Origin of the sequence: Mucilaginibacter pankratovii (assembly GCF_014773265.1) — a bacterium.
Taxonomy (GTDB): Bacteria; Bacteroidota; Bacteroidia; order Sphingobacteriales; family Sphingobacteriaceae; genus Mucilaginibacter; species Mucilaginibacter pankratovii.
Map to the genome: position 1 here is coordinate 370387 of NZ_JACWMY010000001.1, position 13142 is coordinate 383528.

Annotated in this window: 7 protein-coding genes; all 7 read right to left on the reverse strand. The window is 46.1% G+C overall.

Features of this window, described 5'->3' with window-relative positions:
- Window positions 1-236: 236 nt before the first annotated feature.
- The 7 genes from IDJ77_RS01405 to IDJ77_RS01435 all read right to left on the reverse strand — a co-directional run bounded on the left by IDJ77_RS01405 (window position 237) and on the right by IDJ77_RS01435 (window position 12958).
- Window positions 237-545, reverse strand: a complete 309-nt coding sequence (locus IDJ77_RS01405) for a hypothetical protein (protein WP_191187136.1) — start codon at window positions 543-545, stop codon at window positions 237-239.
- 26 nt (window positions 546-571) lie between these two features.
- Window positions 572-2404: a glycoside hydrolase family 35 protein gene (locus IDJ77_RS01410; RefSeq protein ID WP_191187137.1), complete on the reverse strand. Its 1833-nt coding sequence runs from the start codon at window positions 2402-2404 to the stop codon at window positions 572-574.
- A 44-nt stretch (window positions 2405-2448) separates the two neighbouring features.
- Window positions 2449-4881, reverse strand: coding sequence for a glycoside hydrolase family 2 TIM barrel-domain containing protein (locus tag IDJ77_RS01415; protein ID WP_191187138.1), 2433 nt, complete (start codon window positions 4879-4881; stop codon window positions 2449-2451).
- A 12-nt stretch (window positions 4882-4893) separates the two neighbouring features.
- Window positions 4894-6435 (reverse strand): glycoside hydrolase, encoded by a 1542-nt coding sequence (locus IDJ77_RS01420; protein ID WP_191187139.1) that lies wholly within the window; start codon window positions 6433-6435, stop codon window positions 4894-4896.
- Window positions 6436-6483: 48 nt separating this feature from the next.
- On the reverse strand, window positions 6484-7989 hold the full coding sequence (locus IDJ77_RS01425) for an RICIN domain-containing protein (RefSeq protein ID WP_191187140.1): 1506 nt from the start codon (window positions 7987-7989) through the stop codon (window positions 6484-6486).
- A gap of 80 nt (window positions 7990-8069) precedes the next feature.
- A complete protein-coding gene (locus IDJ77_RS01430; RefSeq protein WP_191187141.1) occupies window positions 8070-9773 on the reverse strand; it encodes a RagB/SusD family nutrient uptake outer membrane protein in 1704 nt (567 codons plus the stop codon).
- Between the two features lie 11 nt (window positions 9774-9784).
- Window positions 9785-12958: a SusC/RagA family TonB-linked outer membrane protein gene (locus IDJ77_RS01435; RefSeq protein WP_191187142.1), complete on the reverse strand. Its 3174-nt coding sequence runs from the start codon at window positions 12956-12958 to the stop codon at window positions 9785-9787.
- Window positions 12959-13142: the final 184 nt, after the last annotated feature.

Sequence of the window (13142 nt, forward strand, 5' to 3'; positions counted from 1 at the left end):
GGCAAAAATTTCAATTGCTTTATAGGCTTGTTCGCGTTCGACATGTGGCCCGAACAGCCCGAACAAGCCCGAACATTGTGGTTTTAACCGAATCATCACTGAATAAGCCTGTAAAAACTCTAAAAGTGATTTCCCTCACCTGTCAACGTAATATTTTTAGATTATCGATATAATTGGTATACGCCAATAAAACTATGAACAATATTTCAATTTACAATCGATTGCATTAATATTTTTTACCCTTTATTAATTTGTAATGCAATTAATACAATATGGATTGAGCCTTTAAATTGTGTAGTGCTAATCGATTGAATCCATATACGACTCCCCCTCGATAAATTAATAGGAAGTAAATGCTGATAGATTTCACCTGCTTTAGTTAAATGAGGTAGATTATATGGAAGGTGCGTATATAAACCGAAAATACTGAAGTGATGCTTCAGTATTTTCAAAGATTGGCTGCTGCCGGAGTCAGAAAAGGGATGATTGATATATGAACGACCGCCAAGCTGGGTTTTACCCAGCTTGGCGGTTACAATGAACATGGTTTAGTTCAATCCGTCGTGTTTTATTATTGAGTCGCTAATTTATCCAAGATCGCATGGTCTATTCCAACCAGCTTGTTTTGCTCTGGTTTTATCAGTTCTAATACTTTCACGTCGTTAACCCCCTTCTTCAACCATTCGGCAGGCACATAAAGCGTTTGCTGTGGGCCAATATACCAGTAGCGGCCGAGGTTGTGGCCATTTATCCATACGATACCTTTACCCCACTTGCTCATATCCAGGTAGGTATCCCCAATCTGGGTTAAATTAAAGCTGCCGCTTTTTATAACCGGCTGGCTGGCTTTTGAAGCACCTGCTTTTAAACTTATTTTAGTGATATCGTTAAAGGGCATGCCGTACACCTTCCAGTTCTTTACCACTTTACCTGCCAACAGCACACTACCGGTAATGCCCTTTTTGTTTTTGAGCAGGTAAGGGCCAAAATTAATGCGGCCAAGGTTCTCTACCAATACATCAAGTACCACTTTGCCTTTTGGCAGGTCGATATTTACGCTGTCCTGCTTTAATCTCCTGTCGAGTATTGCTACACGCTTCCCGTTGATATATACCAACCCATAATCGCGCAACCCGTTAATTTTAAGCAAACCCGATTTGCTTCCGTTTAGGGTGGTGCGGTATAAAACAAATCCGTAGGCCTGGTTCAGGTCCTCAAAGGTAAGCGGCGTTTCGCTCAGTTTAGCAGCGGGCAATAAATTAAAGAGGTTTGCAGAACGTGTAAATTTAACAGCGGGAATTGCCATAGATGGTTTTGCAGCGGGCACCTCTGGCAGCGTTTGCCCGGCTGGAAGGTGTTTGGCTATCACCGATCTGAATTTCATGAATTTATCGGTGGCGTTACCAGCCTCGTTAAGCGGCGCGTCGTAATCATAGCTACTTATCTGCGGCTCGTATGGGTCTCTGTCATTATAATTGGCTCCGTTCATAAAACCGCGTGTAGTACCTCCATGAAACATGTACATATTGATAGAAATACCGGCCGACAGTACAGCATCCAGCTTAGTGAGGTAATTTTCGGCAGGCACTGTATGGTGTTTTGTTCCCCACCAATCAAACCAGGCCGGGTACCATTCGGCAATAAAGTACGGGCCCTTACCGGCGTAGTTGTCGCCAATAAGCTGTTTAACCTTAGTTACATCATCTATCCCGTTTATAGCGGGCAGCAAACCGGGCAAATGCCCGTCTTTAATGGCAGCCTCGGGGTCGCAGGTGTAAAGCTGCCCGTCAAAACCTGCATCCACAAACATTTTGCGGTTCAATTCCAGGTATTCTTTATCGTTGCCGTACGAACCGTACTCATTCTCTATCTGCACCATCAGGATGTTTCCGCCATGGTTCACCAGCAATGGCGACAGTTGTTTACCTACCTGCGTAAGATATTTTTTGTAGGCCGCCAGGTATTTAGGCTCCTTACTGCGCACTATAAGGCCATCTTCTTTCTCCAGCCAATACGGATAGCCGCCAAATTCCCACTCGGCACATACATAAGGGCTTGGGCGTAGTATAACCCACAGGCCTTCTTCCTGCGCTGTTTTTACAAACGCGGCTATATCATTATTTCCTGCAAAATCATATTGCCCTTTTTGTGGTTCGTGTACGTTCCAAAAAACATAAGTGCCAATGGTATTAAGGCCCATAGCTTTTGCCATACGCATCCTTTGCCGCCAGGCTTCGCGCGGTACGCGTGTGTAATGCATTTCGCCGGAGATGATCTGCAGTGGTTTACCATCGAGCAAAAAAGCAGTATCGCCAAGGGAAAATGTGTGATTTACCTGCTGAGCCTGTATCACAGCCGAAACGGAGAGAAAAACCGAAAGTAAGGTGAGTTTTATAAATTTCATGGAAACAACAGAGGGTTATTAAAAGATGAATTGAGTATGGTTGATTATTTTATGGTGAGTATTATTGATACAGGTTTTAAACCGGGCGAGGTTACGAGCACCTGTGTTTTACCCCGTGAACCATTTGTTTGGATATAGGCCAGCAAGCGCCCGTTTAGCGCCTTTCTTTGCGAACCTTTGTAATCTTCGTGGCTGTTGGTGCTTCCGCTTTCCAGCCCTATGAGTTTACCGGGGCCGCTCACGGAGACCGTTATTTCATTAGCGGCATTGAAAACAGCATTGCCGTTACTATCGGTTATGGATATCTCTACCTGGCTTAACCCCTTTGTTTTGGCAGCAAACAAGCTATTATCAGGTATGGCTTTAAGCTGGCTGGCTTCGGCGGACGTTTTTATCGTATTACTGCAAACCTCAATTCCGTTATTAAAAGCTTTAACTAAGAGCTCGCCTGGCTGATAATCCACCTGCCATGACGGTACACGCCCCGGGGTAGCCCCCCGCGCTTGCTTACCAAGCGAACGGCCATTTAAAAAAAGTTCCGCCTCCTGGCAATTGGTATAGCAATCTATCTTTATTTTACTGCCCGGCTTCCAGTTCCATATGGGTAAGGCGTTGCGGTGGCTCCAAATACCCCTTTCATCGGCACTGGTAATTTCCCGTGCGCCTATATATACCATTGGCTTATCGGCCCATAGGCTTTGCCTGTAAAAATATTCGGGCTTTTTGAAACCCGCCAGGTCGATAAGTCCGGCACCATTGCTCCGTTGCGGCCATTTACCGGCTTCACCAAGATAATCTATGCCCGTCCACAGGTATTGCGCAGAAATATACTCGTTGCTGTCAACGGCATTCCACGCTTGCTGTGCCATGCCGTTCTCGCTGCCGTAAATAATCCTGTTAGGATATTTTTTATGGTCATCAGCATAGCGGTATTCCTGGTAGTTATAACCTACTACATCCAATTCCTCGGGATAACCAACCTCGTTAGACATTACAACGCCCGCAAGCGCAGCAGTTACAGGGCGGGTTTGGTCTACGGCCTTAACCGCTTTTGCCAACTGGCGGGCTAAAGGTGTAAGGCCGCTTGCAGCCGGGTGATCGGACAGGTAACCTTTACCGTAGATTTGCGGATTACGCCCGGTGTTGAGCACTTCATGCGTGTAAGGGTCGTTGGGATAATCTATTTCGTTACCAATGCTCCACATGATAATGGACGGATGATTGCGGGCGCGCAACACCATATCAGCCACGTCCCGATCGGCCCATTCCTTAAAATATTCGTGGTAGCCGTTTTTTGATGGCGTGCCCACATTCCAGCCTGCAACCCATTTATTTTTACCTATTTCCCACTCATCAAAAGCTTCATCAATTACCAGGAAGCCCATCCTGTCGCAAAGGTCGTACAAGTAATCAGCATGTGGGTTATGGCTCAGCCTTAACGAGTTCACGCCGGCTTCCTTTAAGATCTTTAACCGTCGCACCCACACTTCCGGTGGCACCGCTACGCCTAAAGCACCTGCATCATCATGGATGCACACGCCTTTCAGCTTTGTACTTTGCCCGTTGAGGAAAAAACCCTTATCCTTATCAAACTTAATGCTGCGGATGCCGACCGATTGTGTTACGGCGTCGATCTCTTTGCCCTTACTGAAAACGGAGACCCGGAGTTTGTACAAAGCAGGTTTCTCAACACTCCATAACCGGGGGGCTGCGATGGTTTTATCAAATTCGATAAACTGTTTTTCGACTTTTAGTTTTACCGGCTTTTGCAGCGATGCTACGATCTTATTATTGTCATCGTAAAGGCTTGCTTTAACAATTACTTCCGTTAACAGGCCGGCACCTTTAGTGATTGCGGCTTTTATATTGATTTGAGCTTTAGAAGCCGAAACTTTTGGTGTGGAGAATGCAACGTCCCAATTGCCGATATGAACCGCATTTTTAACAACAAGGTAAACGTTACGATAAATACCCGAACCAGTGTACCAGCGCGAATCGGCAAAATCGCTGTGATCGGCCTTTACAACAATTGTGTTGTTCCCTTTTAGATCGAGATACGGGGTAAGTTCGTATTGGAAGGAAATGAAACCATTGGGGCGCTTACCCAGCAAATGGCCATTTATCCAAACCTCGCTATTTTTGTATACCCCATCAAAATAAACAAACACTTGTTTGCCCTGCCAATTGCTATTCCCCGCGAAACTTTTTTTGTACCATCCAATCCCTCCGGGAAGGTAACCCGTGGCGCTTGCCCACTCATCGCTAAACGGGCCTTCGATGCTCCAGTCGTGAGGCAAATCTACGGCCTTCCACTCTATACCGCCGTCTACGCCTTTTATCCCTGCTGAAATATCACCCTTGTGGAAGCTCCAACCCGAGTTAAATAAAACAGGTACCCACTTATCTTGCGCCTTTAATATACTGAAGGGCAGTATGAAAACCATCAGCGCGATAAACAGGGAGATCTTATTTTTCATATCAGTAATGGGTTATATACTTTTTTTGATAGAACCGGTGATGGTAACAACCGACCGGCCAGGAATTACACTACTGCCGCCTGATATTTTACCCGCTTGTAGTTCCGCATTTTGCGATGTAACGTATGATGATGCAAATTTCACCTTTGCTGTACCCGCATCTAACTTAATGGTTACATCATCAGCCGATGGGTTGACGATAACCAGCGTTAAAGCTTTGTCTTTTTTAAATGCGGATACCAGCAATTTGGGAGCCGCCCCCGCAGACACGCTGGCGTCAACGCGTATGGCCCCCGGCCTTACAAAGCGGCTATAATTGCCAAACGCCCACAGCATTTTACTGCTGTAAAAATCCCCGTCGGTTTTATTTTTATCTATATAGATCAGGCCGTCCTTATAATCGTAGGGAGAGATCGCCGTCCACCATTGCCATGCCGAAGCATTAGCCACCGCAAGATCGGTATGAATTACCGACGCGAGGTATAGCGCTGCGTTGATCCCCAGGTCGCGCTTATTGCCGCTGATCTCGCCGGCGTTGTCGCCGAGGATACAATATTCCGATTGCCAGAAGTTTAGCCCCTTTATGCTGGCAATGGTATCTGCCAAAGCCTTGCGGGCCTTTACAGACGTCGGCAAAGGCGAGGTAGTAAAGTAGCTGTGCGCTGCAATGATATTACTAACATTGGGCAGGTTACCCAAATAGTTAGGCGAACCGGGTTTAAAAAATTCATTCACCTGGTTTCCCTTACCGGGCTTATCGCCTTTGGTAAATAAATAATTGATGCTTCCGGCCTCAGCCACCAATATGCCGCTACTGATGTTGTTTTGGTTAAATTTATTACTGATCGACCGCACAAGCCCCGTGATCTCTGCATTATTGTAAGGGCAACCCTCTTGTCCGCCATCGCTCCAATCCCATTGGGGTTCGTTTACGGGGCTTATATAATCAAACTTTATGTTACTTATCTTTTCTATTCCTTTAACGATGTTTACCAGGTAACCGGCAAAAGCATCGTAGTTATCAGGTGTTATATTTACTTTACCAGCATTTGCATAGGCTTTGCCGTTGCTTGTAAATTGCACGGGCGGCGTATTGGTAAAACCTAAAAACTGATTTACATGCCGCTTTTTTGCGGCTTTTAAAAACCATATTTGCCCGGCCTGGTTTTGCCAGTTGTAGCTGCCATCGTTGTTTAAAAACGATTCGGCGCGCCGCCATTCATCTTTTATACCGCTTGTGTTACCCTGTTGCGTACTCCCGCCGCCGATATTAAACCGCCATAACGACAAGCCAATTCCTTTGGGAGAACCATCGGCATTGTTATCCAGACTGAACAACAGGTCGGCAATTTTCTCGCGCTTAGCATCGGGCCAATTGCCTACAAACTGGCCCGCCCAGGCATCAGAAGCTGCAAAATTGCTGATGGTTTGATAGGTTTTTGACACATCAATAGTAATAGTTGCTTCACTGCCCTGCCCATTGGCAACCAGCCGGCCAAGCGCCAGGCAGGTTACCATTAACAGGACAAATTTAATAGTGGGTATTCTGGTCATTATTTTAAAACAAAGCGGGCACGCCAGTTGGCTGTACCCGCATGTAAATTACTGTTGTACAATTTGCCATTGCTGGTTGGTACCTGTATTCGTATTCCATTGGATAATACTTGCACCATTAGTGGTAGATGCGCCGTTTACATCGAGCGCAAACCCGCTGTTTCTATTTATAACTTTATAAATACCCGGGCTTGCAGCGGTTAACTGCCATTGCTGGTTGTTGCCGCCATTCCAGGGCCATTGAATAATAGCCGCGCCTGCAGTAGTTGAGCTCATATCTACATCAAGGGCCTTACTGCTGTTACGGTTTGTGATCTTATAATAGCCGTCGCCATTGCTTGCTATTACCCACTGTTGATTGTTACCCCCATTTTGCGGCCATTGAATAATGCCTGCGCCATCAGCTGTAGATGAAGCATTAACATCCAGCGCCTGCCCGCTATTTTGGTTTAAAAAGCGATAGAATGCACCGGTGTAAAACACATCGGTACCACCGGCACCCACGCCCCATGCATACATAAGACGGCTTAAACCCGATAAATTTGTATTAGTAACCGTAAGGCTTGTTCCGCTTCCGCTTAACTGCTGCATGGCATAACTATCGCCCGTGCGGATGCCCGGCCAATAAACACTACCCATGCTGTAACTGCGCGCCACATTGGTAAGGCCCTGCAGGTAGGCAATTTCCGGGTCGCCACCTATGGCGCCTGTGTAGTTTTTACTGCCCGTCATGGGCACACCAAATTCGGTAAGCACAGCACGACTGGCATAGCTGCCTATATTGCTTTTAAAACGATTTTCCCATTGGGCAGCGGTAGTGTTGGTGCCATCACTAAAAAAATTATAATCATGTATAGATAGCAGGCAACCGGTAAAGCGGCTATCGGCCCCCACTCCTTTAATATCCTGCGAGTAAGAGGTGCCACTTATTAATATGTGCCCCTGAGGTACGGTTGGATAATTACTAAGCCATTGGGCGCAAATGGCGGTCCAGTCGGTTAACGAATATCCGTGAGGTTCGTTAAATATCTCAAAGTAAACATGGGGGTTGCTTCCGTACCGGGCAACCACTGCTTTCCACATCAACCAAAACTCAGTCATATTATCTACCTTCCCATCGGCTTGTGATTTGGATTCCCAGCAAGCCAATATTACATTCATATTTTTGCTGATAGCCTTATCAATAACACCGATGTAAGAACCCCACCAAGCCTGCGATACAGTTGAATAATTCACCGGTAAGCGCAGGGTATTGGCACCCGTATTGGCCTTGATACCGGTTAACACCGCATCGGCTGTTGCGGATACGGTAGTGTAATTATCTGATGATGACAAGGCACTTAAAACCAAAATGCCATCACTAAAATTATCGCCGTCTGCAGCCCAGTTTACACCCTTGAGTGGGCCGGCCGGGGGCGGGTCGGTCGTAATCGGGACAGCTGGTAAATCTACTACATCTGTTTTCCCGGGGTTATCGGCTACATGGCCATTATCTTTCTTACAACCGGTTATTAAAACACCAGCTACTAACACTAAACCAAATATTCTCTTCATAGGTAAGCCGGGTTAAAGCACCATTAAAACAGAAGGGAGTAAGTAACACTCCCCTCTGCTTATTTATTAGTAACCAGTTATTAGTAACCAGCGTTTTGCTGTAATTGCCCACCCGATGCCTGGATCTCGGTTCGAGGTATTGGCAACCAGTAGTGCTTGGTTGCGAATGAACGGCCATCCAACGCAACTTTTGGGGTATATACAAAGCTACCGCCTGCTGTCTTGGTGATAATAACACCGCCTGCAGGTTTGTTATCAGTAACCTCGGCTATCTTCCAACGGCGCACATCGTAAAAACGATGCTCTTCAAACGCCAGTTCAACACGGCGTTCGTAACGCACGGCATCGCGCATTTGTGCCTGCGACATACCCGCTGCTAAAGTTGGCATATTAACACTGGGGCGCGAACGGATAAGGTTGATAGCGGTACGCGCGCTTAGTGTTGCTCCGGCTGGGATCACATCCGGCCCGTAAGCCTCGTTAGCAGCCTCTGCGAAGTTCAACAGGATCTCTGCGTAGCGGAAATAGATCCATGGATGAAAGCCGGCGTTGCCCCATGGGTTTTCAAGCGGGTACGCATCATCCATGTATTTGCGAAGGTAATATCCTGTTTTAGTAGTGTTCCAGTTGCTGTTACCGTCTTTACTGTCTTTTCCGCCCGGCAGAAAGGTTTCCACATTGCGCCCTCTGTATGGCGAGCCATTGTGTAATACAGTGGCATCAAACCTTGGGTCACGGTGATCATAAGGGTGCGTTGGGTCGTATCCGGAAGTGGGGTCTGTTATTGGTTTCCCGTTATCCATCTCATAATCATCCACAAGGTTTTGCAGCGGTGTGTTACCTGCCCATCCGCCGTAACCATTTGGCCCGTTGGCAATTTCCATGTGGGTATGGTTATCATTTTTGGTGTAAAGGCGCTCAAATATTACCTCGTTTGTTTCGTTAACCAAAAACATGTTGTTATACCCGCCGGTGTAAATCCCATATTTACCAAGGCTTATAACCGCCTGTGCAGCAGTTGCGGCATCAGCCCAGGTACCTGCGCCGTCATATAACGGGCTGGCAGCATAAAGTGCCAAACGAGATTTTAATGCGAGTGCTGCGCCTTTAGTAGCGCGGCCCAACAGCCATGTCCCGTCGTTATTAACGGGTAACTTTGCAGCCGCTTCGTCCAGTTGAGCTATGGTATAGGCAATGCTTTCCTTAATAGTTGCACGCTTAAATAGTGCTGGGTCCTGCAGGTTATCGGTTAATTCATAAACCTTATCGCCTACTAATACTGCGCCACCGTAGTTACGGATAACGTCCTGATATCTAAAAGCTCTGATAAATTTCAGTTCACCCTCTAAACGCACTTTGTGGCCTGGGCTCATGGTTATTTTCGGCAATACACTCAATGCATAATTACACTCGCGGATACCACGGTAGCTGCGTGCCCACAATACGCCGGCTCCACCCAAATTTTCGGGAGCAAGCTGGCCGCGCTGTACCAACCAGGTATCATCATCGTTGTTGTAGATGGACTCATCAGTTAGCGAGCTCCACATACTGTACTCAAAACCTCTACCAAAACCGGGCACGGTACCGTCACCCTCTTTGTTTTGTAATTGAGTACCCAAATACCTGTTGGTTACGTAAGCTTCAAACACTGCGGTATCTGCTTCTACCGCCGAGGTAGCTATCCTATCTGTTGGCTGTACGGCCAGGAAATCTTTTTTACATCCGGCTATTGCTAACGCCGTTACTGCAAAAAGGTAAAATGTTCTTTTATAATTTTTTCTCATGACTGTTTAAATTAAAATTTCACGTTTGCGCCTATGTTGATTATGCGTTGCTGCGGATAAAACTGGCCGCTGCCACTTGTACCCTCAGGGTCATAATCTTTAACTTTTGATATCGTGAAAAGGTTAAATGCACTTGCATAAACGCGCAAGCCTGCTAATTTAATTTTAGATAGAACCGTTGAGCCAAAGTTGTATCCTAACTGTACGTTCTTCAACCTCAGGAAGGATGCATTATCAAGCCAGAAGGTATTGTTGTACTGGCCACCGCTTATCGCGCTTGATGCACGCTCTGTTACACGCGGGTAAGTTCCGTCGGGGTTGCTTGCGCTAAACCTGTTATCGGCCCAGCTGCTGTAAAAGTTACCGATAGTACCTGTCTCTGGTAACACGTACTGGCTCACTTTAGACTGGCCTGAAAATAACATTTGCAAATCGAATTTTTTGTATGCCGCGTTTAAGGTAAAGCCGTATGTCATCAATGGGATATTGCCATACTTGGTACGTTCGCGGTCATCCGCTGTGATCTTACCATCGTTATTAAAATCTTCGTATTTCAGGTCGCCAACTTTAGCGCCCGAAACGTGCGGATACGCATCCAATTCTGCCTGGGTGCGGAAAATACCTATGCTGTTATACAAAAGGTACGTATTCAAAGGATGGCCTGTTTGGCTTTGATAATCTAAAGTACCTGATGCTTCATCTATAAAGATGATCTTGCTTTTTGCGTAAGTGATGTTACCAGAGATACCCCAGGTAAAATCGCGGCCGCTATTGTTGTATCCCAGTGTAGCTTCAAAACCTGTGCTGTTTACTTTACCAATGTTTTCAGACGGCACAAGCGGATCGGCATTGTATGGGTTTACTATGCCCGAGGTGGCGGGTAAAGATGCATTGCGGGCAGCCAAAATACCTGAGCGTTTTTGCTGGAAGTAAATAGCCTCGAGGGTAAAGTTCCTTAGGAACGTTGCATTAATACCAATGTCAAGTTTACGGGCAACCTCCCAGGTAATATTAGGGTTAGCCAGTTTTACCAGGTTAATATTTGGCTGAATAACGTTTGAGTTGGGACCTGGGTCGTAAGCTACAAAGCCATTGCCAACAATTACATAATTGTTAAAGTATTGAAACCCGTTTACGGCATCATTACCCAACGAACCGTAAGATGCTCTCAACTTTAAATCGTCGATAAATTTCACGTTATCTTTAAACCAGGTTTCTTTGGAGATACGGTAACCCACAGAAGCAGATGGGAAGTAACCCCATTGTTTTCCTTCCGGGAAAATCGAGCTTCCGTCTGCCCTTAACTGGCCTTCAAACAAGTACTTTTCATCATAACTATAAGCAAGCCTGCTGATGATACTGCGACGGGTGTAGTTTGAGCTGTAACCCGAATTCAGGTAATCTGTTGCCGCGCTGCCGCCTTGCGAAAGTTCCGGCAATTGCGATGATAAATAGTTAAAACGTGTCGCGTCGAAGTAATCGAGATGATTTTTGCTTTGCTCGTAACCAACAAACGCGTTAATATCATGTGCACCAAACCGGCGTGCGTAATTTAATTTAATGTTTGATGTGATAAGCGACTGGTTGTTTTGAGACTCGAACAAGGTCGCCTTTTTGTTATTACCTCCCACCACTGTAGCAGTATAAGTATCTGCTGCCTGGTTGTAAGTGTACAAGTTATAAGGTGTATTGTAGTTTTTGTTAAAGTTGAAGGATTTATCAACAGAGAAAAAACCATCGAGCGAAAGCCCCTTTAACGGTAAAAGATAACTACCCCTTAAAATGGCGTTTAAAGTTTGTGAAGGGTTTTGTGCTGTTCCGCCAATATCGGTTACCTGTACCGCAGGGTTGTTATCTTCGATACCCCGTGTTGGAAATCCATTTGGATAGAACGCAGCAACGGTTGGTTTTGAGCGATAGATAGACCTGAAGATACCACCGGCACCTACCATTGGGAATTTACGCTGCTCTTCGCGGCCCGATAATGACAAGCCTACTTTTAATTTGCTCGTAACGTTTGCATCTATGTTAGAGCGGAAATTATACTGATTATACTTGGTAGCGCCATTTTTGTAAATACCGTCCTGGTATAGGGTACCCAGTGAAACAAAGTATTTTACATCATCGCTGCCGCCGGTTATTGATAAGCTATGCTGATTTTGCAAAGCCTGAGATTTTAAAGTGGTCTTCAACCAATCGGTGTTAGGAAAGTTGATCGGGTCAGAACCGTCCCTGAATTTTTGGATCTGGGCTTCTGAATAGGTCTGGTTAGGGCCGCCACCGCTGTTAGCATCGAGGGCAACCTCATTCATAAGCTGCGCATAAGTTGCTGCATCGGCCATTTTAGGCAAACGCGTTGGCGAACTAAAGCCCTGGTTAAACGAATAGCTAATGGTTGGTTTACCGGTTTTACCTCTTTTGGTAGTTACCAATATAACGCCGTTAGCCGCACGGTTACCGTAAATGGCCGCCGATGCATCTTTTAGTACAGATACGCTTTCGATATCATTCGGATCAAGGCGCTCTAAGCCGCCAATCTGGCCGGGGATACCATCTACAACAACCAGTACGTTGTTGCTGCCGGTTGTTGCCAAACCCCTTATGGTGATGCCGGAGCCATCGTAACCCGGCTCGCCACTGCGGTTATTTACAATTACACCAGAAAAACGACCGGCGAAAGAGTTGGAAAGGTTGGGCTGCGGGCTTTTCACCAGGTCGGCACCCTTTACCTGCGATATTGATCCGGTTAAGGTGGCTTTCTTTTGCGTGCCGTAACCTACTACTACAACTTCGTTGAGCGACCTTGCATCGGCCCCTAACTGCACATTAACGGTTGAGCGGCCGTTGATAGCAACTTCCTGTGTGTTGTAGCCGATGAAAGAAAATACAAGCGATCCGTTTGGGTCTTTTACCAGGAGCGTAAACTTACCGTTGATATCGGTAACAACGCCCTGTGTGGTGCCTTTAACTGCAACAGTTACCCCCGCCAGCGGGAGGCCTTTCTCATCTGTTACAACACCAGTTACAGACAGGTCTGCAACTTTGGTAAACTTTACAGAAATTTTATGGCTGCTGCCGCCTGCCATAGCCGGAGAAGAAAGCGGAATTGCCGAGATGAGCAGCAAGCCGATAGCTGCTCTTACGCCTCCATGCGGTGAAAATTCCTTCAGTAAATTTTTTCTCATGTTTTTTAATTTAACGGTTTGATAATTGGTTTGATCTTAGTGCGTGCCTGCAATAATAGCCGAGCAAAAAATCTGCAGATTGATCACATTAAGCAAAAAGTAAAGCGCGCACAATTGGTTTATGGTAGCTAAGGTCGATGAAAAGCGTCTATGCAAAGGGTGGTTAATTCTTAAATTAACAGGG